The sequence below is a fragment of the Gluconobacter sp. P5H9_a genome (assembly GCF_018812085.1).
Lineage (GTDB): Bacteria > Pseudomonadota > Alphaproteobacteria > Acetobacterales > Acetobacteraceae > Gluconobacter.
This window is the reverse complement of the sequence record NZ_JACRVW010000006.1, coordinates 165,208-190,540: the sequence shown is the minus strand read 5'-3', so window position 1 is coordinate 190,540 and position 25,333 is coordinate 165,208. Positions and strand designations below refer to the sequence as shown.

Below are 25,333 nucleotides of genomic sequence, written 5' to 3'. Positions count from 1 at the left end.
TGGGGTTTGTAACTGTTACGTTACATTGACCGATACACTGATGAAGTCATGTCGATGCATATTTTTCAAAAGACATTTCTAGCGATTTCCCTGCTTGCGGGTCTGGGCTGCTCAACGGCTTATGGCGCAGACGTTGGGCGCGAAACTTTGCCAAATGGTTTGCGGGTCGTTGTGGTCCGCAATCCGATCGCGCCTGCTGTCAGCGTGCAACTGACCTATATGGTTGGGTCTGCTGAGGCTCCGAAAGGCTTTCCAGGAACAGCCCATGCGCTTGAGCACATGATGTTCCGCGGGACGCCAACGCTCAGCGGAAATCAGCTTTTAACAGTTATAGGAACGCTGGGAGGTCAGTTCGATGCTTTTACGCAAACCGACCTGACTCGTTACCACTGTTTGATAGCGGCGCAGGATCTGGATGTTGTCCTGCATATGGAAGCGGACCGGATGCAGCATCTCTCACTGGATGCAGGGCTCTGGGCGAAAGAGCGGGGTGCGATCGAGCAGGAAGTATCCAGGGATCTTTCGAGCCCTAATTTCAGGCTGAAAGAACAAATGAATTCTATTCTGTTTGAAAACAGTGGCTACGATCATTCGCCGTTAGGAACCCGGCCGTCTTTCGAGGCGACAGACGTGAAGCTCCTACGAGATTTCTACAGTAAATGGTATGTGCCCAATAATGCTGTTCTGGTTATTGTCGGAGATGTCGATCCGGCTGCGACCCTGAAGCATGTTGAACAGATCTTCGGGTCTATTCCCGCACATCCGCTTCCAGAGCGCCCGAAGGCTCCTGTTGCGCCGGTTGTTCCCCAGTCCTTGAGTATGCAGTCAAATTATGCGGTCGATGGGGTTGGGTTGTTCTGGAGAGGGCCCACTCTTCGCGATAGTGATGCTCCGGCTGCAGTTCTATTGGACGCAGTTCTTTCGAACCGTCGTGGGCCCCTCTACAAATTGGTGCTGCAACATAAGGCACTGTCGGCGGACTTGGGTATCGCCCGGGGGCTTCACACGGGAACCGTTCAAGCATCTTTGACAATTCCCAAGGGGGGCGACCCAAAGGCGGCTATGGCCCTTCTCAAGGCGACACTTATTGAAATTCGGGCCAAGGGTGTATCGGCGGATGTGCTCGAGGGTATGAAAAAAGGGGCGCTTTCCTCTAAAGATTTTGAAAAGAACTCCATTGCAGGGCTCGCTAGCCAATGGTCTGCCGCTCTGACAGCAGAAAATTTCGATAGCCCCGATGCTGTCTACGATCGTTTTGCGAAAGTGACTGTGCAGGACGTCAATGCTCTGGCGCGTAAACTGCTGGATCCGGAACGTGCCGTTGCGGTGACGATGCTGGTATCAGATCATGCAGTTTCGCCAGCAGGAAAAGGCTTTGGTGGTGCAGAATCCTTTGGCGGTCAGGCGGGCGCGACAGGGCCGCTGCCTGATTGGGCCAAGCCGATTGAGAATGTTCCCGCGCCCCCAATCTACGACGCGCCGGATGCAGACTTCATGCTTCCAAACGGTCTGCGGGTGCTGGTGCGAACCAGGCATGTCAGTCCAACGGTGTTTTTGTTTGGGTACATAAAGTCCGACCCTGACATGCAGGCCCCAACCGGAAAAGAGGGCGTTGCCGCCCTGACAGGTCAGTTGTTTTCGTTCGGCTCAGTTACACGAGACCGGGAGACATTGGAGAAAAATCTGGATGATCTGGCAGCTACTGCAAGAGGCGGTACCAATTTTTCCATTCGGAGCCGGACACAGGATTTCGGTGCCGCCCTTACCATTTTGGCAGACCTGGAACTGCATCCGGCGTTCCCCCAATACGCGTTTGATTTGATACGTCAGAACATGATCCGTCTGCAGGCAGGTGCTGAGCAGATGCCTGCCTATCGTTTCCAGCGAAGCATCACGAACACATTGATGCCGGAGGGTTTTCCCTCTCGTCGCATGCAAACCGTGAAGACACTATCGGATCTGACCCGTGATGATGTGCTGTCCTATTACACGTCCGTCTATCGGCCAGATATGACGACGATAGAAGTTGTTGGTGACATTTCCGTTGAAGAGGCACGTAGAAAGATCACAGCGGCCTTTGGGGGTTGGAAAGCCCGTGGACCAAAGCCAGATGTGGATTTGCCAGCCCTTCCATTGCGTACCCTTCCGGAAGTCCAGTCCATCAATGATCCTGTTCGGTCACAGAATATGGTGATTATCGCACAGGCGAATGCCCACGGATGGAATGATCCTCAGCGTTACAACATGATGCTGGCTGATACCATGTTAATCAACGGCCCTGACAGTCGCCTGTATCAGGATCTGCGGATCAGAACGGGATATGTTTATACTGTCGGATCGATGGTCTTTGCCCAGAAAAATTTTGGAACCTACAGTGTGAGTTTCGGGGCTGATCCGGGCTCCGTGAAGGTCGCGCGGCAGCATGTTTTGCAAGAACTGCAAAGCATGGCAGCAAAGCCAGTCCCCGTTGAGGAACTGAACAGGGCCAGAGCACATCTGATCCGCGAAATGATTATCTCAAACGCGACCATGGTGGCGCCCAGTCGCAGGGACGCAAATCTGATGTTGCGCGGACTTGGCTGGGAGCATTTGAACGATGCTGCCAGAGCCTATCAGGCCGCGACCCCTGAGAGCGTTCGTGATGCTTTTAAGAGCTATGTCCGCCCGGATGAATTTGCGACGTTCGTATTGGGGCAGATGCCTCAAGGTTTGAATTAAGAGCAGGATATTGCCGCTTGTGAATAATAGAATTCTGGTCAGTGCCTGTCTGTTGGGTCAACCAGTCCGATATGATGGTAAGGCAAAAACCCTTCTGCATCCTGCGCTTCAACGATGGCAGGACGAGGGGCGACTGATCGTGGTTTGTCCGGAACTGGCGGGTGGCATGTCTGTGCCGCGGCCTCCAGCAGAGATAGAAGAGTGTCAGACAGGCGGAAATGTCCTGAAGGGCGAGGCGCGCGTCATGGATACTTCCGGAGCGGACGTTACGGATGAATTCGTCGCCGGTGCACGCATCGCGCTCAACGTTGCTCAAATGCAGGGATGCAGGTTTGCATTACTGATGGAGGGCAGTCCGTCCTGCGGAAGCCAGACGATTTATGATGGCAGCTTTACAGGCCATAAACATGCCGGTGCGGGGGTAACGGCAGCTCTCTTGCGGCAGAATGGCATCCAGGTTTTTAGCCAACATACAATCGAAGATCTTGAAGCGGCGTTGCGTCTGGCAGATTGAAACCGCGCTCTCCGATCTGCTGAGTGCAATTACTACGGATTTGTCATTAAGCACCCGTTTGACCAAGCGGCTCAGCAGTCTAAATTCAGGGTATGAACAGTCTGCACCCTTTCGCGCCTGCTGGCCCGTCCGCTCCTCCTGCCGAGAGCGCTACGCCGCCCCGCTGGGACCTGTCCGATCTCTATGCGTCGCTGGAAGACCCTGCGATTGAAAAAGATTTCGAGTCTTTGACGGTTGTGGCAAAGACTTTCAGCGAAACCTGGAAAGGCAAGCTCGGTCAGGCAGAAGGTGCTGCTTTGGCGAAGGCATTCGCAGAGTATGAGCGGATCGAGGAAGGGCTGGGGCGCATCGGCTCCTTCGCCCAGCTGGGTTTTGCCGCACATACGACAGATCCGGTCTGGGGCCGCTTCACGCAGGGCGTTCAGGAGCGTGTCACTGACATTTCCGCTGACCTGCTCTTTTTCTCGCTGGAACTGAACCGTCTGGAGGACGACGTTCTTGCTAAAGTGTCAGCGGCGCCAGAAATGGCCAAATGGCAGCCGTTCCTGCGGGATCTGCGGGTGTTCCGTCCTTATCAGCTCTCGGATGAAGTTGAGCAGGTTCTGATGGACAAGTCCGTAACGGGACGAAGTGCCTGGAACCGGCTGTTTGACGAGACAATGGCGAGCCTGACCGTCACGCTCGATGGTGAGATCAAGCCGCTGGGCGCCGCGTTCAATACCCTGACGAGCTCAGAGCGCGAGAAGCGAGCCACGGCTGCCGAGCAGATTAGCACTGTATTGGCGGACAATTCCCGCCTTCTGACGATGATCACCAATACCCTCGCCAAGGATAAGGCGATCGGGGACAAGCTGCGTGGTTATCCGCGCCCGTCCAGCAGTCGCAACCGTGGCAATATGGTTGAAGACGAAGTTGTGGACGCGCTGGTCAGCGCCGTTGATGAGGCTTATCCGCGCCTTTCCCATCGTTATTACGCGATGAAGGCCAAGTGGCTCGGTTTGGAAAAGCTGGAACACTGGGACCGGAACGCACCTCTGCCGGGCGTGGCTGACACGATTATTCCGTGGGAGAATGGCAAGGAGATCGTCCTGAATGCCTATACGGGTTTCGATCCGGCGCTTGGCGATCTGGTAAACTGCTTCCTGACGCACCCGTGGATTGATGCGGAAGCTGCGCCGGGTAAATCTTCGGGGGCGTTCGCACACCCAACAGTACCCTCTGTCCATCCTTATATTCTGATGAACTATCATGGTCGTGCCCGCGACGTGATGACGCTGGCTCATGAGCTTGGGCATGGGGTGCACCAGATCCTTGCGGGCCAGAAACAGGGTTATCTGAACTCCGCGACGCCTCTGACGCTGGCTGAAACAGCGTCAGTTTTTGGTGAGATGCTGACATTCCAGTCCCTGCTCGACCGGGAAACTGATCCGAAGCGCCGCCGTCATCTTCTGGCAGCGAAAGTGGAGGACATGCTGAACACGGTAGTCCGCCAGATCGCGTTCTATCAGTTTGAAGTTCGTGTGCATGATGAACGGGCTAAAGGCGAGCTGTCAGCCGAACAGCTTGGTGCCATCTGGCGTGACGTGCAGGAACGCAGCCTCGGCCCGGCGTTCCACTTCACACCGGACTACGACGCCTACTGGTCCTATATTCCGCACTTCGTGCATTCGCCGTTCTACGTATATGCCTATGCGTTCGGGGATTGTCTCGTGAATGCGCTGTATGGTGTTTACCAAGATCAGCCAGACGGTTTTGCTGATAAATATCGCACCATGCTCGAAGCAGGCGGAACACTACGCCACAAAGAACTTCTCGCTCCGTTCGGTCTTGATGCGACGGATCCGGGTTTCTGGCGTAAAGGACTGGATGTGATCTCGGGTCTGATTGATCAGCTCGAGCAGGAGGGCTGAAAATACCATGGCGCGCGATCTCGATAATACCGGTTTGATGGGCGAACTCCGCCGGATGGCTCGGACATCTGGTGCAGTCGGCGGCATCGCTGCGCGCCTGGCTGGTAACCGTCTTGGCATTAAGACCGATAAAGGTGTCCACGCGGAAGGTTTGAAGTCCTCGCTTGGCAATCTGAAGGGGCCGCTCATGAAGGCCGCTCAGCTTCTTTCTACTATTCCCGGCGCCCTGCCGGATGAATACGCGGAAGAACTTGCTCACCTTCAAGCTAATGCCCCCCCAATGGGCTGGAACTTCGTACGCCGTAGGATGATGGCGGAACTTGGTGCTGGCTGGGAAAAGAACTTTCGCTCCTTCAGTCACGAAGCCGTTGCGGCGGCGTCTCTGGGGCAGGTGCATCGTGCCCGTCTGGTTGATGGACGCGAAGTGGCCTGCAAACTCCAGTATCCGGACATGCAGGGCGCGGTGGATTCCGATCTGCGGCAGTTCCGTGCGGCTCTAGGCGTGTATAAGCGGTTTGAGACAACGATCCGTCAGGACGAGGTTTACACCGAATTATCTGACCGGCTTCGGGAAGAACTGGATTATCGTCGGGAAGCCAGCCATCTGCGCCTGTATCGGGACATGCTGTCCGAAACCCCGACTGTGACCGTTCCGGCCCCCATTGAGGAACTGTCCACCGGGCGTCTTCTGACGATGGACTGGGTGTCTGGTCGTGGCATGAAGGCGGTTCTGGCGTCTGTGGCGACACAGGAACAGCGGGACGATATGGCGCGGGCGTTGTTCCGCGCCTGGTACACACCGGTTTATCGCTATGGTGTCATTCACGGTGACCCGCATATGGGCAATTTCACCGTGCGCGATGATTACGGTCTGAACCTGCTGGATTTCGGGGCCGTCCGCATTTTTTCCCCTCGCTTTGTCGAAGGTGTTGTGGATCTGTTTGCGGCGCTTCGGGATAACGACGAAGACAAAGCCTTCCACGCCTATAGCAAATGGGGCTTTGAAGGCTTGTCACGTGAGACGGCTGAAGTTCTGAACGAGTGGGCACGCTTCTTCTATCGGCCGCTCATGACGGATCGGGTCTGCTCCATGCAGGAGAGCAATGATCCGGCGGAAGCCAAGCAGGTTCTGGAACGGGTCTATGATGGACTGAAGCGAACGGGCGGTGTGAAGCTGCCGCGCGAGTTTGTTCTGATGGATCGTTCGGCGATCGGTTTGGGAAGCGCTTTCCTACGTCTGGGAGCTCGTCTGAACTGGCATCAGATGTTCCAAGAACTCATTGAAGGCTTCGATGTGAATGCTCTGGCTGAGCGACAGAAAGAAGCTTTGGCCAAAGCCAAGGTGCCACCTGCGCTATCCTCACTCTGAACGCAAAAAGGGTGTCTCCCATGCGGAAACACCCTTTTTTAAATTTTGTTCAAGGTGATGATCGAAGGTATCGTTAGTTTATCTTGTCAAGAATAGCTTTGGCGCTTTCGTTCCACGGAACGGGTTTGAAGTCTGAACGCACCTGTTGAGTCCAGGCTTTCAGGCCATCGGCATCCTCAATGGTCTTACGAACGAGCGTGTAGGCCTCGTTGATATTGTCGGGGTTGAAATAGCGGGTGAGCTCTCCCCCGGCTTCTGGAATGGATGTTGTCCCTGATGCCAGGCAAGGGCGTCCCATGGAGAGACTTTCTGTCACCGGCAGGCCCCAGCCTTCGAAAAATGAAGGAAAGATCGTGAAGCTGCAATCAGCGTACAGACGTCGCAGTTCGGCATCAGTAGGATTTTGAACGAAACGGATTTTCCCATCCAGCCAGCGAGCGTTTTCAAGCTGCTGCATGAGATCTGAAACGAGCCAGCCTTCTCGTCCCGCAAAGACGAGAGTGGGGACGCTTTCTGCGGGCATGTCCTCAAGCAGTTTGCGCCAGACCCGGAAAAGCAGGACATGGTTTTTACGGGCTTCGATGGTGGAGACGAAGAGGACGTATGGTTCCTGCACAACGGGTTCAGGAGCCATGGGAGCATCCGCGAGACCAAAGCCCGTACCCAGCGGAATGGTCTGAACGGTGACATTGGTGCCAATGTCCTGTTCGGCCAGATAGGACTGCACATCGCGCGCTGTGGCATCGCTATTTGCGAAAATCATGTCTGCCAGTGGTAGAATTGCGCTGTGCCAGGCCTTGAAGGTCATGATAATCCCACGGTCGCACCATTCGGGATGACGAACCGGAACCAGATCATGCATGAGCATTCCGAACGACATACGCAGTTCATCACGCATCCATCGGATGCTCTGAACATAGTTTGGATGATGCCAGGGCGCTCCAAGAGTCAGAAAAACATCGCCGGGCTGGGCGGCATCAGCTAGCCTGGTCCCTTCATCGTACTGGATGGAGGATTGCCCTTTCTGACGTTCCTTTATCTTGGAGCGGCCCATGTCCAGAGCAAGGTGAGCAAGGGCGCGGGGTAGCGTGCTGAGTTCCCGGAGTGCCCAGCTTTCTGCTCTAAAGAAGGTTGTCAGAACGTCCTTTGAGGCAATTTTGTCGATCGGTGGTGTAACGGGAAATGATCCGGGGGAGGAAGAGCCCGTTTTGGCCGTCTTGCCTTCCATGATCTGCCGGAACAGGGTCTCAATAGACGTCCAGTCCACAGTTCGGAAACCGCGAGGGTCTTCGGAGTCTGGGCCCCGGCGAACGAACTGGACTTCATGTCCGCGGAGTTCCCGCAATCCTGCGCTGATCTCGAAAACGACACGTTGAATTCCGCTCGGTCGACTGTGATGCAGAAGGTGGAACAGAAGGTCGTCAATATCTACCCAGAGCGTCATGATTGGTCCCCGCTCAGATAGGCGGCATGACAGGCGTCCAGCACGGCATTTGCACTGTCTTCCCACGGAACGGGTTTGAACTGCGTGCGGACCTGATCCTGCCAGACTTTCAAGCCGGCCCTGTCTTCGATTGTCCCGCGTACAACACGATAGGCATCGTCAAAATCTTCCGGATCAAAGTAACGGGTCAGCGGACCGCCAGCTTCCGGAATGGAAGTTGAATTGGATGCCACGCAGGGGCGGCCATTCACGAGACTTTCGGTAACCGGCAGGCCCCAGCCTTCATAGAGAGACGGGAAAAGAGTGAACATGCAGCCGTCGTAAAGGTGGGCTAGTTCATCGTCACTGGGGTCGCGCAGAAGGCGAATTTTCCCGCGGAGCCATTCCGTGTTTTCAAGTTGCTGCATGAGGTCAGAAACCAGCCAGCCAACGCGTCCTGCAAAAACGAGCGTCGGAACCTGATCTCGCGGCAGGTCAATGACCATACGCCGCCAGATCCGAAACGCCAGCAGGTGGTTTTTGCGGGCTTCAAGGGTCGAAACGAACAGCACATAGCTGTCTTTTGCGGGAAGTCCTTTGGGTCTTTCGCCTTCAGCGTGTCGAGGAGGCCCAAAACCACTGCCAATCGGAATAGTCTGGACCGGGCCCTGCAATGTCAGGCGTTGTTTGCGAGCATATTCCTCGACACTGTTGGCTGTGGAGTGGCTGATTGCCAGGAGGCGTCCGCACTGTGGCAGGGTCGTGTCCAGCCAGTGTCGGAAATCGCAGATCAGAGAGAGGGCACACCATTCCGGCCTGACGGCAGGAATGAGATCGTAAACAAGGAGAACAGGTTTAACGCCGAAGACCTTGCGGAGGCGCGCCAGACGCTCTCCAAAGTCTGGCTCGGACCATGCGGCACCAAGGATCAGGAAAATATCACCCGGCTGAGGGGAGGCATCAGAATCCGCTGATACAGAGGCAGCAGAAGGCTGAGTAACGGGCGCTGGTTGAGCGGGCGCAGAAGATGTGCGGTGCAGTTTCGAACGTGCATAACGTTTCAGTAACTGCAATGCACGCAGTTGATTGACAGCAATATTCAGAAGAGGACGTGCGAGTTCTGGCGGCAGACTTTCAAGGCGCCGGATCAATGCGTGACGGAGTCCGCGCAGGAGCGAACGAGCATTCTGTCGTTTTTTGGGTGCGGTTTTGCGTGTAGAGGCAATTTTTTCTTCCGAACGGACAGAAAAAAGAGCTTCCAGTTCCTCAAAAGAGACGGAGGAGAGAAGGTGTGTCTCCCCTTGGCCGCGGCGCGTCAGAACAATGCGGCCAATACCAGGTTTCTGGGCAGCCTGCTGCCGAATGACATGCAGTATTTCAAAGACAACGCGCTGAATTCCGCTGGGGCGCGCATTGTTTTCGAAGTACTGAAAGATGTCTTCAACGTCGATCCAGATAATGTAATCTTTGTTCATGGGTCCAGGCTAGCTTCAGTAGAGCCGAAGAAAACGGCAGTCATTCAAGGTATTTTGAGTGATGATTGTAGAATAAGTGTCCTTGGGTGAGCAAGGGTGAGGGGCTAACTTACCAGGTGTCGATAAATTGTTATTTATTTCTCGGTATTACTTTGTTTTTGACATAATTGATCAGGACGCCACCGATCAGATCGCATCTGAAGCAGAGGCAGATATTAGACGTCTTTGAGAGAATGGGGAAAGGTCTGTGTTCTTCAACCTGCCTGCGTGACAGTCCAATCTAAAAGCCTCGCCGTTACTGGGTTCTTGATATGGACACACAAAGCCACTACTACTGAGGCGTGAATATTTGCACTTATTGGAATGAGCCTCTGTGGGAAGCCAGTTCGGCGAGAGTGGACGGACCAATGCGAATACCTTCAATGCCAGCAGCGTCAGCCGCCTGAATATCGGTAGGCTGGTCTCCAAACATCACACATCGGGCCGGGTCCAGTTCACATCGTGTGATTAAGTCTAAAATCATTCCGGGTGCTGGCTTACGGTCAGGACTCTGCCCCCGATACTGTTCCACCACCGCTTCTGGATGCATGGGGCAGTATCGTCAGTCATCAATGGTGCCACCGTGTTTGCGGATATTCTCGATGACCCAGTCCATAAGCTGTTTGAGATCGTCTTCAGTGTATAAGCCGCGGGCAACGCCCGACTGGTTTGTGACGATAAAAACATGATGGCCGCTATCCGTCATCTGAGCGATGGTTTCGAGAACGTCTGGTTCCCACTCGAAGCGCTCGCGTGTTCCAACCCACCCATGATCGCGGTTGATAACGCCATCACGGTCAATAAACACAGCTGGACGGCGTAGTCTCTTCGGTACATCGTTTTCGGCCAAGACCCAATCTGCAGGCCCGCTGAGATCATGGATGTCGCTGGGAAGGGCAGACCCTTCAGATCTCCACAACGAACCAGAGTTGGTAGAACATCCTGCTCCAGCGAGCAGTTTCCCGTCAAATGCTGGAATATAGAGTGATCGAACAGGGCGAACAGTAACGTCCTTCATAGTGACAGACCATTCGCGGTAGCTTGCTGTAGGCTGTCTCTGTAAATATCGCCCAACGTTTGCAGCCATGGAATAAGAGGGGCCCATCCGAGAGTGCTTCTGGCGAGGGTGGCATCGCCGCGTGCGATAGGGGTGTCGGAAGGGCGCAGGCGGGTGGGGTCGATGATAATATCAGCCTTGATCCCGCTGATAGCGATCAGATCGTCCAGAATGGACCGAATGGATCGTGTCTGTCCGGAGCAGAGATTGAGGATTGTACCGCGTTCGAGAGAGGGGGCGGTCATCAGGACATCAAGATACGCATCGCAGACGTCCCGTACGTCCAGGAAATCACGTTGGGCATCAAGGTTACCTACGTGAATTTCCGGCGGCTGAAGTCCCTTGGCAATGCGAGCAATCTGCGAGGCAAAAGCCGGGACGACAAAATCGACTGACTGGCCTGGACCCGTGTGATTGAATGGCCGCATCCGGATGACATTCAGGCCCTCTTTCGCCATGGCGCCCAAAGCAAGGTCGGCTGCGGCTTTTGTTGCTGCATAAGTATTGCCAGGAGCAAGGGGAGCATTTTCCGTGACGGGAAGGCCGCGCTGGAATGTGGAGCCGTAGGCTTCAGCCGTTGAGGCGAAAAGGACTGTGCCTTCCGGGGCATGGCGCTGCATGCTTCGTGCAACATGGAGCGTGCCGTGCAGGTTGACCTGCCAGGCATGATTAGGGTCCTGCCTGGCGTCGCCGATGCTTGATATGGCCGCAAGATGAATACAATGGTCCGGCTTACAGGCCGCAATAGCGGTATCAACCGCTTCTGCGTCACGGATGTCTGGACTGGAAGAAAGGATCTCGCTTTGCGGAAAGCGAGCCTTCATCCGGTCTTTTAAATGCTGCCCGACAAAGCCCCGCTGGCCCGTAACAAGAATACGCATGAAGCGTCCTTAAATAGTCGCCCGGTTGCGATGGCGGGCGAGGTCAGCGTCCACCATTTCGGCAACCATGCTTTCAAGCGTTGTCTCGGCTTCCCAACCAAGAACTCTTTTGGCCTTACTTGCATCCCCCAGTAGAACTTCTACTTCGGCTGGACGCAGGAAGGCCGGGTTTGTGACCACATGGTCTTCGTAGTTGAGGTCTGCGTAAGAGAATGCGATGCGACAAAGGTCGCGAATACTGGTGGTACGGCCGGTAGCGACGACGTAGTCGTCCGGCGTGTCCTGTTGCAGCATGAGGTGCATGGCGCGAACGTAATCGCGGGCATGCCCCCAGTCACGCGTTGCGTCCAGGTTACCGAGCGGCAGTTCCTTTGCCAGCCCCAGTTTAATACGTGCGACGCCATCCGTGACTTTGCGGGTTACGAATTCGATGCCGCGCAGGGGACTCTCATGGTTGAAGAGGATGCCCGATGAAGCATGCATCCCGAAGCTCTCACGATAGTTCACTGTCATCCAGTGAGCGTAAAGTTTGGCAACGGCGTAGGGTGAGCGGGGGTAGAACGGCGTATTTTCGTTCTGAACCGGCTGCTGGATCAGGCCGTACATTTCAGACGAAGATGCCTGATAGAATCTGGCCTTGCTCTGCACGATACGCGCCGCTTCCAGAACGTTGACGGCGCCTATGCCCGTTACATTTCCCGTGAGAAGCGGCTGCTGCCAGGAGGCCGCGACGAAGCTCTGAGCTGCGAGATTGTAAATCTCGTCCGGTCGCACAGTTTCCATGATACGGATTAAGGACGAAAGATCGGTCAGGTTGCCATCGATCAATTCAACATCGTCAATAATTCCGAGCCAGCGAAGTCTCTCTCCGACTACATCTGCAGAGGCAGAGCGACGCAGGAGACCTACAACGCGATAGCCTTTTCCAAGCAGAAGCTGGCTGAGATATGCGCCGTCCTGGCCGGTGATTCCTGTGATGAGGGCTGTAGTCATGGTTTTCCTGATCTCGGTTCTGGTACCGATCCGCGCCAGTCATCTGGCCGCATGAGTCTGTTGTGGGTTAGCGCTTTAGGCTGAATACGGTCAATGCGTGGGCGCATGATGTTGTGGCGGAAGATGCTGGCAAAGGAGCGTGTCCGTTGTGCAGCGGGCGCACGTGCCCCCTTCATTCTGCATCAGAACTGGGAGATTTAAAAAATCTCTTTGATCAGATCATTTCCAATGCTGAACCCTGCACCGGCTTCCACGGAGCGCGCAAAACCGGAGTTAAGGATATTGGAGAAAAATCCGTTGTCAGATGCCTGTTCAACAGCCTGAACGGGTGGTTGAGCAGTGTAGGACGATGATGCAGTGATCGTCTCTAGTTGGCTGTTCGCAGCATTTTCGAGTGCAGCGTGCAATTGCTGAAGCAGGTTGGTGACCTGTTGCTGCTCCGCCTGAAAGGACAGAGCCAACTCACGCAGGTCCAGAGACCACTCACGAGCCTGCAAGTCTCCGGTCTGTGCGGCAGTCTGCATCTTGCCTCCCAGCGACTGAAGCGCCTGGGCGGATTGCTGGGCCTGTTGTTGAAGCTGATTGTACGTCTGCTCGATCGTCTGGACGTCCATGATCGGTCTTCCCTCCGAAATGTGCTCGCCTCAATAGCGCGAGAAAACGAGTCTCACTATCCATTTTTAGAAATGTTATGTCATAAATTGAGTTTCGCAGATTTCTGTATTCCCGGGACACGCGCTTGGCGCAGTGGCTTTGGTTCTGGAAACAGAAGATTGGCAATCATCACGATTTTCATCATTCGTCATTGCAGAACGAAACGACAGGCCCGGTGAGACGCTCTTGTGATGTTCCCGTTTCTTTCCCATCTTGGACCCTATGGCCAAAAAACCTTCCGCGCTCCGCAATGCGACCGAAATGCCCCTGACGGCATTCATCCCTGAAAAGCAGCCCACCAAGGCGAAGACGCGGAAGTTTGTGGTCAAGGCTGACTATGAGCCCGCAGGGGATCAGCCCACCGCAATCGGGGAGCTTGTTCAGGGTGTAGAGGCGGGAGAGCGGGATCAGGTTCTGCTTGGTGTGACGGGGTCGGGCAAGACGTTCAGCATGGCCAAGGTCATTGAGCGGACACAGAAGCCTACCTTGATCCTTGCGCCAAACAAGACGCTGGCTGCCCAGCTTTACGGCGAGATGCGGCAGTTTTTCCCCGATAATGCTGTCGAATATTTTGTCTCGTACTACGACTACTATCAGCCGGAAGCCTATGTTCCACGGTCAGATACGTATATCGAGAAAGACAGCCAGATCAACGAACAGATCGATCGGATGCGCCATGCGGCAACGCAGGCTCTGCTGGAGCGGAATGACGTTATCATCGTTGCGTCCGTATCCTGCATTTACGGTATCGGTTCGGTTGAGACGTATTCGAAGATGGTCGTCCGGCTTGAGGTGGGCGGCGAGATTGATCGCGAGAAGCTCATCAAAGCCCTTGTCGAGCTTCAGTATCGTCGCAACGATGCGGCCTTTGAGCGCGGGACATTCCGTGTGCGCGGTGAACAGATCGACATTTTCCCTGTTCAGAATGAAGACCGCGCCTGGCGTGTCTCTCTGTTCGGGGATGAAATCGATCAGATCACCGAGTTTGATCCTCTGACGGGAAACAAAACGGCTGATCTGGCTGAGATAAGCGTTTACGCAAATTCCCACTATGTGACACCGCGTCCAACGCTGAATCAGGCCATGATCGGGATCAAGAACGAGCTCCGGCAGCGGCTTGCGCAGTTTACCGAAGAAGGAAAGTTGCTGGAGGCGGAGCGCTTGTCACAGCGGACGACGTTTGATCTGGAAATGATCGAAACGACGGGGGCGTGCAAAGGGATTGAGAACTACTCCCGTTACCTCTCAGGCCGTGGCCCCGGTGATCCGCCGCCGACGTTGTTCGAATATCTACCGGAAGATGCTCTTCTGATTGTAGATGAGAGCCACGTCACAGTGCCACAGATTGGCGGCATGGAGCGCGGAGACAGGGCGCGAAAATCTGTCCTGTCTGACTTTGGATTCCGGCTGCCATCCTGCATTGATAATCGCCCGCTCGCCTTTGGTGAGTGGAATGCTTTCCGGCCGCAAAGTATCTTTGTCTCGGCAACGCCTGGACCATGGGAAATGGAACAGACGGGGGGTGTGTTTGCCGAGCAGATTATTCGTCCGACAGGTCTGATTGATCCGGTAACAGATGTGAAGCCCGTGGAAGGTCAGGTTGATGATCTGCTGCACGAAGCGCGTGAGACGATTGCCAAGGGCGGACGCATTCTTGTCACAACGCTGACCAAGCGGATGGCGGAAGATCTGACGGATTATCTGGGCGAAGCGGGGATCAAAGTGCGTTATCTGCATTCTGATGTGGATACGCTGGAGCGGATCGAGATTATTCGTGATCTGCGTCTGGGTGCTTTTGATGTTCTGGTCGGGATCAACCTGCTGCGAGAAGGTCTCGACATTCCGGAATGTGCCCTCGTCGCCATTCTGGATGCAGACAAGGAAGGATTCCTGCGATCCCGGACATCGTTGATCCAGACAATCGGCCGTGCAGCCCGTAACGTAGATGGTCGAGTTCTGCTGTATGCGGACAAGATGACGGATAGCCTCAAATTCGCGATTGAGGAAACCGCTCGGCGACGCGCCCGGCAGACCGAGTGGAACGACGCTCATGGGATTACGCCTATGACGGTTCGTTCCAAGATTGGTGATGCGCTGTCATCTATCTTTGAGCAGGACTACGTCACTGTTGCGCCTGACGATGCTGGCGACACGGAAGAATTCGTTGGCAAGTCTCTGCCTGTTACGATTCAGGAGTTGGAAAAGCGGATGCGCGAAGCCGCCGCCAATCTGGACTTCGAGCAGGCTGCCCGGCTGCGTGATGAGGTGCGGCGTCTGGAAGCTATTGATATGGGGCTGGAGCCACCGCCGCTGGCAACGTCTACCGCCGGGCGACCGGGGGGCGGGAAAAAGCCAAAAGGCCCAACGCCCCTCGGGCCGGGCGGGGGCGGTTATGACCCGAACAAGCGCAAACGTGGCGGGCGTCGCTGATCCGGCTATATGAGGGCCCCGGGTTGCCCATGACCGACCGCCATTATCAGGATTGCAGACTGTCATGATTGAACTGAGTTGCGGCAAGAGCCGGCTCACTATTCTTCCCGAAACCGGAGGCTCTGTCGGCCTCTGGCAGCGGGATGAAAAAGATATTTTTCTTCCAACCCCGAATGACGCTTTGCGCGCACTGAACGGAGTAGCAGTCGGTGCGTATCCTCTGATTCCGTATTCAAATCGTATTGCCAATGGGCGCTTTTCGTTCGGCGGCCAGAGTTATGATCTGGCTCCGAACATGGCGGATCATCCGCATACGATTCACGGCAATGCCTGGGAGCAGGCCTGGACTGTTGCTCATCAAGGGGAAGGCCATGCCGTACTGACGCTCGATCACGTCCCGCAGGACAATGATCAAGCGTGGCCTTTCGCCTATCGTGCTGCTCTGTCTTACCAACTGACAGACGCAGGTTTGGACGTGCAGATTGCCATTGAAAATCGGGGTGAGGCGGAGCAGCCAGTCGGGTTTGGTTTTCATCCATTTCTCGCCGCAGATGAAAACGCAACGCTGTCATTTGACGCTGAAAAGGTCTGGCTGACGTCTCCGGATGGCCTGCCTGCGCAGAGTGTTCCCTGTGACGAGGAGTGGTCTTTTCATACGCCCAAGCCTGCTCATGATCGTTTTATCGATAACTGCTTTGCAGGATTTGGCGGGCGGGTTGTTTTGAAGCGTCTGGACGATGGGCTGGCAGTGACGGTTGAGGCAGACCCAATCTTCAAGCACGTGGTCGTCTTTACCTCCCTAGATAGCCCGTTTGTCGCTGTGGAACCCGTTACGAACATGACAGACGCCATTAATCAGACTGATGTTGTCGCCAGCGGGCTCCATTTCCTCAAACCGAAAACACGGATTGGTGGTCGGATGTGCTTTCGGGTTCAGGCGCTCTGATGTCTGAAAAAATACCACTCTCTCATTATCTTTCCCCGCGCGGCGCGGAGGTGATGCGAGCGGAACTCAAGGAGCTGGCGCAGAAAGAGCGTCCGCGCATTGTCGAAATCGTCTCCTGGGCCGCAGGCAATGGGGATCGATCTGAGAATGCCGATTATCAATACGGCAAACGCCGATTGCGAGAGATCGACCGCCGTCTGAGGTTTCTGGGAAAGAGACTGGAAAATGCCGTGATCGTTGATCCAGCGGCGCAGACCACGCGGGATCGGGTCTTTTTTGGCGCGACCGTGACCTATGTCGATGAGGACGATGTCGAACACACCGTAACGATCCTCGGTGTAGACGAGTCGGACTTGGTGCGAGGGGAGGTCAGTCTCATTTCACCCATCGCACGTGCCCTGATGCGAACCCGTGTCGGGGATGTGGGCATGTTGCAGACGCCTCGCGGCCCTGTCGAAATCGAAATTCTCAAAATCACTTATCCTGAGCCACAGGGTTGAAAGAGGGCGTCGTGCAATCTGAACCGAGTGTTGGATGTGGCGCTGCCATTCTCGTGGATGGAAAGCTTCTGCTGATTCGTCGTAAAAAGGCGCCCGAAGCCGGATGCTGGGGACTGCCCGGCGGTAAAGTAGATCTGTTTGAGCCTGTTTCGCGTGCTGTCGAACGGGAAGTTGCAGAAGAACTGGGCATTACGATCCAGGCTCGGGACATGCTGTGTCTGGTCGAGCAGTCCGATCGGGAGAGCGGTACGCATTGGATCGCTCCCGTCTATCTGGTGACGAAACTGACCGGAACGCCGAGGCTTATGGAGCCAGAAAAGCATAGTGATTTTAGCTGGTTTCCTTTGGGTGAGCTTCCATCTCCCCTGACCACACCGACAGTGCAGGCTATGGCCGCTTTGCGTAGCCGGGCCGACATCTTTTGAGAGCGAGCTGTGGGTGGCTTTGAAAAAGCCATTCTGGCCGCTACAGAATAAAATCCCATTTTTCCTTAGCCGGAGTTTCCGACATGTCCCGCTCACTCCGGGTCGCCGTACAGATGGACCCGTTAGAACAGGTCAACATCGATGGCGACTCCACTTTTGCCCTCATGCTTGAAGCGCAGGCGCGTGGACACGAGCTCTGGGTTTATCCTGTAACAACGCTCAGTCTGATTGAAGGCCAGGGCAAGGGCGGCCGCCTTCAGGCGCGCGCGCGCCGGGTTGAGGTTCGCCGTGTCCGCGGAGATCATGCGACGTTTGGGGAAGAAGAAATTCTTCCGCTGGGCGAGACCGATGTGATTCTGATGCGGCAGGACCCGCCGTTTGACATGGGGTACATCACCGCGACCCATATGCTTGAGCACGTTCATGGGGTGGGCGAGGGACTGTCACTGGTCGTGAATGATCCAGTCGCCGTCCGGAATGCCCCGGAAAAGCTGCTTGTCACGCATTTTCCGCACCTTATGCCGCCGACATTGGTTGCATGGGATAGCCGGGATATTCTGGCATTCCGCGAGCAGCACAGAGACATCATCGTCAAGCCGCTTTACGGCAATGGTGGTGCAGGAATTTTCCGTATCAAGCCGGATGATGAAAATCTGAAGGCTCTGTTGGAAATGCACTTTGCCCGCACCAACGAACCGTTGATGATCCAGCGCTACGAGCCCGCTGTCCGTCTGGGTGACAAGCGCATTATTCTCGTGGATGGTACGCCAATCGGTGCAATTAACCGCGTTCCTGCTACGGGTGAAGCGCGGTCAAACATGCATGTTGGCGGGCGCGCAGAACGTGTGGAACTGACGGAGCGGGATCGGGAGATCTGTGATTCGATCGGTCCGTACCTTCGTGATCACGGCCTGATTTTCGTCGGTATTGATGTGATCGGGGACTGGCTGACGGAGATTAACGTGACGTCTCCGACAGGCTTGCAGGAACTGGATCGCTTTGAGGGCATCAACAGTGCCGGGCTGGTTTGGGATGCGATTGAGCGGCGCTATCCATCCTGAAGTGAAGGAACAAGAAAGACGTCTGGGCGGTACAGCTCAGGCGTCTTTTTTCTCTGTTTCAGGGGGCACCGCATCATAGCGGATAGGAAGCCGCAACTCGGGTGCAGGCTCGTGCTGCGCTTCCGGTGGTTTGTCCTTTACAAAACGATTATCCCACCATTCCGTGATTTTTCCCCGAAAATGGAACACGTAGACGCCGGCCCATGTAACGAGGCAGAGCACGATCAGCAGAAAATTCAGCATCCGGGACCTCCAAAACGGTGAAAAACGGGTAACTCGCCCGTCATCCGCAACGCGTGTCTTGCCAGATGCATGTCTGGAAGGGCAAGAAGGACCCAACTGAACGAAGTTTCCGGACAAGCTCTCCAGTCTTGATGGGGAGCGGACACAGAAGGTCGCATATATTATGTCTTCAACCCTCTCCCCGCGTTCTGCACTGGATGCGGAGGCCGTCAAGGCGGCCTATCGTCGATGGGCGCGAGTTTACGATACTGTTTTTGGTGGTATCTCCGGCTATGGACGCAAGAGGGCTGTTGAAGCCGTAAACGCCCTCCCAGGAGAGCGGGTTCTTGAAGTCGGCGTTGGGACAGGTCTCGCGCTGCCGTCATATTCTCCGGATAAACGCATTACCGGCATTGATCTGTCGGAAGATATGCTTGACCGCGCACGTCAGCGCGTTCTTCAGGACCGTCTGACCAATGTCGATGACCTGCTGGAAATTGATGCAGAAGCCACGACTTTCGAAGACAACAGCTTTGATATCGCCGTTGCGATGTTCGTGGCGTCTGTCGTCCCGCATCCTGATCGTCTTCTCGCCGAACTGAAGCGTGTTGTTCGTCCAGGCGGTCACATCCTGTTTGTGAACCACTTTCTTGCAACAGGTGGGCTACGCCTGACGGTAGAGCGCGGCATGGCCCGTGCGTCCCGTTCGCTGGGGTGGCATCCAGACTTCGCAATCGAGTCTCTTCTGCCGCCGGAAGACCTGAAACGCGCGACTATGACGCCTGTTCCACCTGCCGGGCTGTTTACACTCGTGACATTGCCGCAATGCGAGAGTAAAAGCGACGCCGCAGCCCTGGTCGCCTGATCGGCGTATGGCTCCGGTTAAGCCGGCGCCGAGTATTCCGACGCTCGCTGCGGTATTCCTTGGCAGGGACCGACTACGCGATCATGACTTATCAGGCCTTCGACTCTACCCCCGCTCTTTCCAATAGACGGATCGGCGCATCCTTTATTTTACTGGCACTGTTTGCTGGTCTTCTGGGTGGGTCGTTGGCTCTGCCATTCCTTCAGATTCATCCGACTGCCGGGCAGGCGTTCTGCCACGGCATTCTGATGGCTTTCTTTGTAATCTGCCCGGCTGCGCTCGGTGGATTCGGCCAGTGGCTCCTCCCTGCCGAGCTTGGAACAGACAGAACGACTCTTCCGGCTCTGACACTGACGGGCTTCTGTTTCCTGTCATCCGGCATTGTGCTTCTTCCAATCCAGCCAATCATTGCACTTGCGCTCTGGGCCGTGGGTGTTTTCGCTGTTGCGCTGGATGTCATCACAACTTTTCTCGAAGGGCGTGTTCTTCAGTTCCGGAAGCTCTCTCCATTGGCTTGGTCCATGCTTGCGACAGCATCCGGTGTGACGATTGTCGCGCCTGTCCTTGCTGCAATCATGACGCGGATGATGATCAATGGTGCTCCGGCCAATGCTGCTCATGAGCTGGTCAGCATGCTTCATCTTCCAGAAACATCTCTGATGCTGACCCCAGCGCTGGGGTTGGTTTGCTATCTGTTGTCATCCAGCCGGAATAAGCCGGGACTGGCTGACCGGCTGGCTCCGTATGCTTTTGGCGTGATGGCTGTCGTGGGCCCGCTCTTCTGGATGGACGGCCTCTTCGGTGGTGTGCCTGCAGCAGTGCAGGGAAGCCTCGTGGTGTTGACGCAGCTTATACCGTCAATCCTGCTGGTCACTGCGCTTTGCGTTGACGTCTGGAAGCAGCGGCAGGAACTGGACGGAACGACGCTCTGGGCGCTGGGCAGTGTGATCCTTTTCTCAGCGGGTTGGATTGCAGAGTTCATGCCGGGCCATGGAACAGATCATTCAGCCGCGGCATTTGGCGGCATCATGGCTCTCTGTGGTGGTTTCTATGCCTGGATGATGCGTGTGCTCCCGGACCATATTCCGTCTCCACTGAGCCGCATGCATGCAGGCCTGACCTTTGTGGGTGCTCTTTGCTCTCTGACGCCAGCGCTGATGGTGGTCGGAGAAGGCTTGATGGGCCTCAGCCTACTGACATTCGGCATACTCGGACTTTTCCTGATCAAGGAGACCGGGCGCGCCCGGGCCAAAGCATGAGTGAAGCAACACCTCTAGCCCCTTCGGGGCTTTTTTCCGTTCTGGGCGATAAAGGTGATTCGTCGCTCAAGGACTGGCTGGCTCTGCTGAAGCCGCGCGTTATTTCCCTTGTTGTGTTTACGGGCGCTGCGGGCATGGCTGTGGCTCCCCAGTGGCCATCCATCCCCATTGGTCTCATTACCATCCTGTGCATCTGTATCGGTGCTGGCGCCGCCGGTGCGATCAATATGTGGTACGACCGCGATATCGACGCAGTCATGCGCCGAACCAATGTACGCCCGATACCTGATGGCAGAATGCCAGCGGATAGCGCGCTGGTTTATGGTATCGCGCTGTCCGTGCTGTCTGTTGTCGTGCTGTGGCTTGCCACAAATGCTCTTGCCGCAGGTATTCTGGCGTTCTCGATCTTTTTCTACAGCGTAGTTTACACGATGTGGCTCAAGAGAAGCACGCCACAGAACATCGTGATTGGTGGTGCCGCAGGGGCGTTTCCTCCAATGATCGGCTGGGCAGCGACCATGAATTCCATGGCAGTTCTGCCCGTTGCCATGTTCGCCATCGTGTTCCTCTGGACGCCACCGCACTTCTGGTCTCTGTCGCTCTACGCGTGCAAGGATTACGACAAAGCGGGGATCCCGATGCTGCCGGTCGTCAAAGGCGCCCGTCACACACGCTGGCAGATCCTTCTTTATACATTCATCCTCACGGCCGTCTCACTGTGGCCATCTTTCGCGCATGAATGCGGAATGTTTTACACAGTGACGACCAGTCTGCTCGATCTGGGCTTCATCCTATGTGCCTTGCGTGTGCTGATGGACCAGCAGGATGCAACGGGCGTGAGCCTGACAAAAGACAAGCCAGCGCGCTTCGCTTTCCGATACTCGCTGGCTTATTTGTTTTTTCTATTTTGTGGTCTTCTGGTGGATCGGGTTCTGCTGTCATGAAAACAACGATGCCTGATCTCGCAGCGAAACGGCGTCAGAGCCGTATCGTCGGAATTGCAGGAGGGGTTATTACCCTCGCTGCAATTTTCTATGTGATTACACTGATCCGTTTCTAAGAACGGGCTTTCAGCCAGCCTGCTGGATGGCGGAAAGGATCCAGTTCCCGCGCCCGTCTGCGCGGACAAACGTCCAGAGTTCCGTAACGGTTACGGGCTCTGTTGAGCTTCCATCGATCACATTGCCAAATGAGTCGGTCGTGACGTCCGTCATGGAATAACGCATGGCAACCGTCGCATAGGTCAGGTTGCGTTCACGCCAGGCTTCAGACAGATCGCCACGCTGAAACTGAACATTGGAGACAATGTTACGTGCGCCACGGCTGGCGAGGTCAGAAAGCTGTTCGTTGAAGTATCCAGCCATTTCCGGTGTGGTCATGCTGGAAAGCGCACGCGTGTTCTGTGCACTCCAGGCCGCCTGGATATCAAGGAGGAGACGCTGGAAGCTGGTATAATCATCGTTGCTCAACGTAACGGGAGCGTTTGCTCCAGCCGCACTAAACGGAGGGCTGCCAGACATTCCGTTTGCTGCCGTCTTGCGACGATTAAACAGCCGAAGAACGAACATAATCAGCGCACCAATCACGAATGCCTGGAACAAAAATCCAAGGAATGACGTGCCGCCGTTCATGCCACCAAAGAACCCATGTCCACTCAGCATTCCGAACAGACCAGCGCCCAGCAGGCCTCCTGCAAAACCTGTCATGAACGGATGGCGGTTTGGAAAGGACGGGCGATAACCCGGCGTCATGGGTGCCATCGGACGAGGAGCGGTCTGTGCACCATAGTTGGACTGCGGCGCCATTGTCCGGTCCATTGGGCGTGTCCAGCTCGGCGTGATGGATGTCCGTGGAGGCGCACTCCAGGTGCGTGAACCACGGCTCCCCATAGAGGCGCCGCCACCCGGACGGGCATCGGCGGAACCCAGCACGCAAAGTAGCGCACAGGCGACGGAGAAAAGACGAAAATTACGCATCAAAGTCCTGCAATGCTCATGCCATCAATCCGGATGCTCGGCGCATTCACGCTGCTCCGGAAGGAAAGATCGCTGGCTGGAACCATACGGGAGAACATGTCCCGAAGATTTCCGGCAATCGTGAGTTCCGCAACAGGCTCAGCAAGCTCGCCGTTACGGATCATAAAGCCGGAAGCCCCTCGGCTGTAATCACCCGTCAGCATATTGATGGATGATCCCATGAGTTCCGTGACCAGTATCCCTTCCTTTATATCGGAACGCAGATCCCCTGCGGAAAGATCACCCGGTTCAAGATGAAGATTTGTCACACTTGGGCTCGGCGGACCTGAAACGCCTCTGCTTGCGCGCCCGTTGGACCGCAGGTCAAGCTGACGAGCGCTTCTGGAATCCAGCAGCCAGGTGGTGAGAACGCCGTCCGAAATCAGATCCAGAGCTGTCGCAGGGCAGCCTTCACCGTCGAAGGGGCGCGAGCCCGCACCACGAATACGGCGAGGGTCGTCACGAACTGTCAGGCCAGCGGACAGAATACGCCTCCCCATGGCTTCTTTCAGGAATGACGTGCCTCTCGCAACGGATGCGCCATTGATGGCACTCGCCAGATGACCCAACAGGCTGGAGGAAACCCGCGGATCATAAATGATGCTGTATGTGCCAGTCTTCGGACGAGACGGGTTCACGCGCGAGACAGCACGTTCTCCTGCCTCACGGCCGATAAGGGCAGGCGCGTCCAGATCTTCCAAATGGACAGTGCCGTGATGAGCGTAGTCCCGCTGCATCAGCGCGCCATCACCCGCCAGTACGCTGGCGCTGATGGAGTGCCCTGTACGGCTGTAACGCCCCATGAAGCCCGCAGACGTACCAAGCGCAATAATTGTGCGGCCATGTCCGGCAGAAGCGCCGTTCGTGTTGGTAACACCCGATACAGCCAGGGCAGCGTCTTCTGCTTCCCGAGCGCGTGCCAAGAGCGCGTCCATGTGCGGTGCTGCCGTGTCTTCCAGATCCAGACCGGACGCATCAAAATGTCCAACCATGCTGTCAGGCGCAAGACCGCCAAAGCGATCTTCTGGCACGACGAGCGCCATGGCACAGGCCTGTTCTGCCAGCCGATCAAACTCGGCTTCATCCAGAACACTCGTTGACACTGATGCGGCTTTTTGGCCCCGGAAAACACGGAGACCAAGCGCGACACTTTCTGAGCGCTCTATGCCTTCAGGGACACCTTTCCGAACCATCGCGGATTCGGATTCATTTCTGATGAACACGGCATCGGCGTGATCGGCACCATGTCGTTTGGCAGCGGCGAGGAGGGCTTCAATGGGCGTAGTGGTCATGCAGCAAGCCTCGCAGTGATGTCTTCAATGGCGGGCACATTCTTCACGGGCCCGATAGCCGTGAAAGTTGGAGTGCCTGCAAAGATGGTCTTCGCAACCCGTAGGATGTCAGCTTCCGTTACGGCATCAATTTTGCCGACTGTCTCCGTGACAGGAACGGGGCGGCCATGAACCTGGATCTGGCGTGCCAGCTGTTCACACCGGCTACCCGTGCTCTCCAGAGACATGAGCAGGGATGATTTGAGCTGCGCCCGGGCACGAGAAAGCTCTTCAGGTGTCAGGCCGTCCTGAAGGCGCTTGAGTTCGTCAATCATGACCGGCACCAGCTCAGCCACTTCAGCTTCGCCCGTTCCCGCATAAAGTCCGAACAGACCACTGTCGCTGAATGGAGAGGCAAACGAATAGACGCTGTAAACCAGCCCGCGACGTTCGCGAATTTCCTGAAAGAGCCGCGAAGACATGCCGCCGCCCAACAGAGTGGACAGGATCATGACAGCGTAATGATCAGGGTGGTGATAGCTGACGGATGGAAAACCCATCACCAGGTGGGCCTGATCCAGCTCGCGTGTGGTGCGGATGTCACCGCCGGCATAGTCCGCATTGCGGGGCGTTGGGGTCTGATGAGTGGGGAGATCGGCAAAGTGTTCTTTTACGAGATCCACGACCTGCTGGTGATGCAGGTTGCCGGCCGCGGCGATCGTAATGTTACGCGTGGTGTAATGTTCACGCATGTAGCCCATCAACGTCTCACGCGTCATGCCTGAAACGAGTTCTTCCGTCCCTAGCGTCGGGCGGCCCATCGGTTGCGCCGGGAAAGCGCATTCCTGGAAGTGATCGAAAATGATGTCATCGGGTGTATCGTTGGCCTGACCGATTTCCTGAAGGATGACACCACGCTCACGCTCGATTTCAGCATCCAGAAACGTGCTGTGTGTAAGAATGTCCCCGATAATGTCTACACCAAGCGTCAGATCCTCCTTGAGGAGCTTGACGTAATACGCGGTGGTTTCCCGCGCAGTATAAGCATTGATATGACCACCGACATTCTCGATCTCTTCGGCAATACGGGCTGCGGACCGTCTTTCTGTGCCTTTGAAGGCCATATGCTCGAGAAAGTGGGAGACGCCGTTGTTTTCTGCAGTTTCGTCGCGTGTGCCGATCGAAACATAGGCGCCGAAGGATACGGTCTCAACGCGTTCCATGCGTTCCGTGATGATGGTCAGACCGTTGTCGAGCGTGGTGACTTCAATCGTATCGGGCATGAGTTTCCGTAAAATCATAAAAA

At 55.7% G+C, this 25,333-nt stretch carries 23 protein-coding genes; 12 read left to right on the top strand and 11 right to left on the bottom strand.

Translation table 11 applies throughout. From position 1 onward, the window contains the following. Positions 1 to 54 precede the first annotated feature (54 nt). The 4 genes from KP708_RS08700 (at position 55) to KP708_RS08685 (ending at position 6,511) form a co-directional block, all read left to right on the top strand. Positions 55 to 2,718, top strand: a complete 2,664-nt coding sequence (locus KP708_RS08700; RefSeq protein WP_215748898.1) for a pitrilysin family protein — start codon at positions 55 to 57, stop codon at positions 2,716 to 2,718. A 19-nt stretch (positions 2,719 to 2,737) separates the two neighbouring features. Continuing rightward, complete coding sequence (locus KP708_RS08695; RefSeq protein ID WP_215748897.1) at positions 2,738 to 3,232, top strand: DUF523 domain-containing protein; 495 nt, start codon at positions 2,738 to 2,740, stop codon at positions 3,230 to 3,232. Positions 3,233 to 3,324: 92 nt separating this feature from the next. Continuing rightward, positions 3,325 to 5,142: a M3 family oligoendopeptidase gene (locus tag KP708_RS08690; protein ID WP_215748896.1), complete on the top strand. Its 1,818-nt coding sequence runs from the start codon at positions 3,325 to 3,327 to the stop codon at positions 5,140 to 5,142. A gap of 7 nt (positions 5,143 to 5,149) precedes the next feature. Then, on the top strand, positions 5,150 to 6,511 hold the full coding sequence (locus KP708_RS08685) for an AarF/ABC1/UbiB kinase family protein (protein WP_215748895.1): 1,362 nt from the start codon (positions 5,150 to 5,152) through the stop codon (positions 6,509 to 6,511). A 73-nt stretch (positions 6,512 to 6,584) separates the two neighbouring features. Here the strand turns inward: KP708_RS08685 and KP708_RS08680 are convergent, their stop codons facing one another. The 7 genes from KP708_RS08680 to KP708_RS08655 all read right to left on the bottom strand — a co-directional run bounded on the left by KP708_RS08680 (position 6,585) and on the right by KP708_RS08655 (position 12,993). Beyond that, positions 6,585 to 7,955: a glycosyltransferase family 1 protein gene (locus KP708_RS08680; RefSeq protein ID WP_252347225.1), complete on the bottom strand. Its 1,371-nt coding sequence runs from the start codon at positions 7,953 to 7,955 to the stop codon at positions 6,585 to 6,587. Next, the gene (locus KP708_RS08675) at positions 7,952 to 9,409 is read right to left on the bottom strand and encodes a glycosyltransferase family 1 protein (RefSeq protein WP_215748894.1); all 1,458 of its coding nucleotides are present in this window, start codon (positions 9,407 to 9,409) and stop codon (positions 7,952 to 7,954) included. The genes KP708_RS08680 and KP708_RS08675 overlap by 4 nt, the downstream gene beginning before the upstream one ends. A 355-nt stretch (positions 9,410 to 9,764) precedes the next feature. Next, complete coding sequence (locus tag KP708_RS15755; RefSeq protein ID WP_256445233.1) at positions 9,765 to 9,998, bottom strand: HAD hydrolase-like protein; 234 nt, start codon at positions 9,996 to 9,998, stop codon at positions 9,765 to 9,767. A 12-nt stretch (positions 9,999 to 10,010) separates the two neighbouring features. Then, positions 10,011 to 10,466 (bottom strand): HAD-IIIA family hydrolase, encoded by a 456-nt coding sequence (locus KP708_RS15750; RefSeq protein ID WP_252347223.1) that lies wholly within the window; start codon positions 10,464 to 10,466, stop codon positions 10,011 to 10,013. Then, positions 10,463 to 11,386: a GDP-mannose 4,6-dehydratase gene (locus KP708_RS08665; RefSeq protein ID WP_215748893.1), complete on the bottom strand. Its 924-nt coding sequence runs from the start codon at positions 11,384 to 11,386 to the stop codon at positions 10,463 to 10,465. Before KP708_RS08665 ends, KP708_RS15750 begins: the two co-directional genes overlap by 4 nt. Positions 11,387 to 11,395: 9 nt before the next feature. After that, positions 11,396 to 12,379, bottom strand: a complete 984-nt coding sequence (locus tag KP708_RS08660; RefSeq protein ID WP_202206556.1) for a GDP-mannose 4,6-dehydratase — start codon at positions 12,377 to 12,379, stop codon at positions 11,396 to 11,398. A gap of 197 nt (positions 12,380 to 12,576) precedes the next feature. Further along, the gene (locus KP708_RS08655) at positions 12,577 to 12,993 is read right to left on the bottom strand and encodes a hypothetical protein (RefSeq protein ID WP_202206557.1); all 417 of its coding nucleotides are present in this window, start codon (positions 12,991 to 12,993) and stop codon (positions 12,577 to 12,579) included. Positions 12,994 to 13,255: 262 nt separating this feature from the next. Here KP708_RS08655 and uvrB point away from each other — a divergent pair, with 262 nt between their 5' ends. The 5 genes from uvrB to gshB all read left to right on the top strand — a co-directional run bounded on the left by uvrB (position 13,256) and on the right by gshB (position 18,395). Further along, positions 13,256 to 15,463 (top strand): excinuclease ABC subunit UvrB, encoded by a 2,208-nt coding sequence (gene uvrB / locus KP708_RS08650; protein WP_086634559.1) that lies wholly within the window; start codon positions 13,256 to 13,258, stop codon positions 15,461 to 15,463. A 64-nt stretch (positions 15,464 to 15,527) separates the two neighbouring features. Continuing rightward, entirely contained in the window at positions 15,528 to 16,409 is an 882-nt protein-coding gene (locus KP708_RS08645; protein WP_215748892.1) for an aldose 1-epimerase, read from the top strand. Then, positions 16,409 to 16,909: a transcription elongation factor GreB gene (gene greB, locus KP708_RS08640; RefSeq protein ID WP_215748891.1), complete on the top strand. Its 501-nt coding sequence runs from the start codon at positions 16,409 to 16,411 to the stop codon at positions 16,907 to 16,909. Before KP708_RS08645 ends, greB begins: the two co-directional genes overlap by 1 nt. An 11-nt stretch (positions 16,910 to 16,920) precedes the next feature. Beyond that, positions 16,921 to 17,334 (top strand): NUDIX domain-containing protein, encoded by a 414-nt coding sequence (locus KP708_RS08635; protein ID WP_215748890.1) that lies wholly within the window; start codon positions 16,921 to 16,923, stop codon positions 17,332 to 17,334. A gap of 83 nt (positions 17,335 to 17,417) precedes the next feature. Then, positions 17,418 to 18,395: a glutathione synthase gene (gene gshB, locus KP708_RS08630; RefSeq protein ID WP_215748889.1), complete on the top strand. Its 978-nt coding sequence runs from the start codon at positions 17,418 to 17,420 to the stop codon at positions 18,393 to 18,395. A 36-nt stretch (positions 18,396 to 18,431) separates the two neighbouring features. On the opposite strand, the gene KP708_RS08625 is transcribed toward gshB, so the two are convergent. After that, positions 18,432 to 18,638, bottom strand: a complete 207-nt coding sequence (locus KP708_RS08625) for a hypothetical protein (protein WP_215748888.1) — start codon at positions 18,636 to 18,638, stop codon at positions 18,432 to 18,434. A gap of 163 nt (positions 18,639 to 18,801) precedes the next feature. Between KP708_RS08625 and KP708_RS08620 the strand changes: the two genes are divergently transcribed. From KP708_RS08620 to KP708_RS08610, 3 genes are all read left to right on the top strand, one after another. After that, positions 18,802 to 19,482, top strand: coding sequence for a class I SAM-dependent methyltransferase (locus tag KP708_RS08620; protein ID WP_215748887.1), 681 nt, complete (start codon positions 18,802 to 18,804; stop codon positions 19,480 to 19,482). Positions 19,483 to 19,565: 83 nt separating this feature from the next. Further along, a complete protein-coding gene (locus KP708_RS08615) occupies positions 19,566 to 20,741 on the top strand; it encodes a cbb3-type cytochrome c oxidase subunit I (RefSeq protein ID WP_215748886.1) in 1,176 nt (391 codons plus the stop codon). Then, on the top strand, positions 20,738 to 21,685 hold the full coding sequence (locus KP708_RS08610) for a heme o synthase (protein ID WP_099210406.1): 948 nt from the start codon (positions 20,738 to 20,740) through the stop codon (positions 21,683 to 21,685). Before KP708_RS08615 ends, KP708_RS08610 begins: the two co-directional genes overlap by 4 nt. A 126-nt stretch (positions 21,686 to 21,811) precedes the next feature. Here KP708_RS08610 and KP708_RS08605 read toward each other — a convergent pair whose 3' ends face one another. Genes KP708_RS08605 through KP708_RS08595 form a run of 3 tightly spaced genes read right to left on the bottom strand, consistent with a single transcriptional unit; the run spans position 21,812 to position 25,310 of the window. Beyond that, positions 21,812 to 22,717 (bottom strand): TIM44-like domain-containing protein, encoded by a 906-nt coding sequence (locus KP708_RS08605; RefSeq protein WP_215748885.1) that lies wholly within the window; start codon positions 22,715 to 22,717, stop codon positions 21,812 to 21,814. After that, positions 22,717 to 24,048, bottom strand: coding sequence for a TldD/PmbA family protein (locus KP708_RS08600; RefSeq protein ID WP_215748884.1), 1,332 nt, complete (start codon positions 24,046 to 24,048; stop codon positions 22,717 to 22,719). The genes KP708_RS08605 and KP708_RS08600 overlap by 1 nt, the downstream gene beginning before the upstream one ends. Beyond that, positions 24,045 to 25,310, bottom strand: coding sequence for a pitrilysin family protein (locus tag KP708_RS08595; protein ID WP_064273984.1), 1,266 nt, complete (start codon positions 25,308 to 25,310; stop codon positions 24,045 to 24,047). The genes KP708_RS08600 and KP708_RS08595 overlap by 4 nt, the downstream gene beginning before the upstream one ends. Between the last annotated feature and the right edge of the window lie 23 nt (positions 25,311 to 25,333).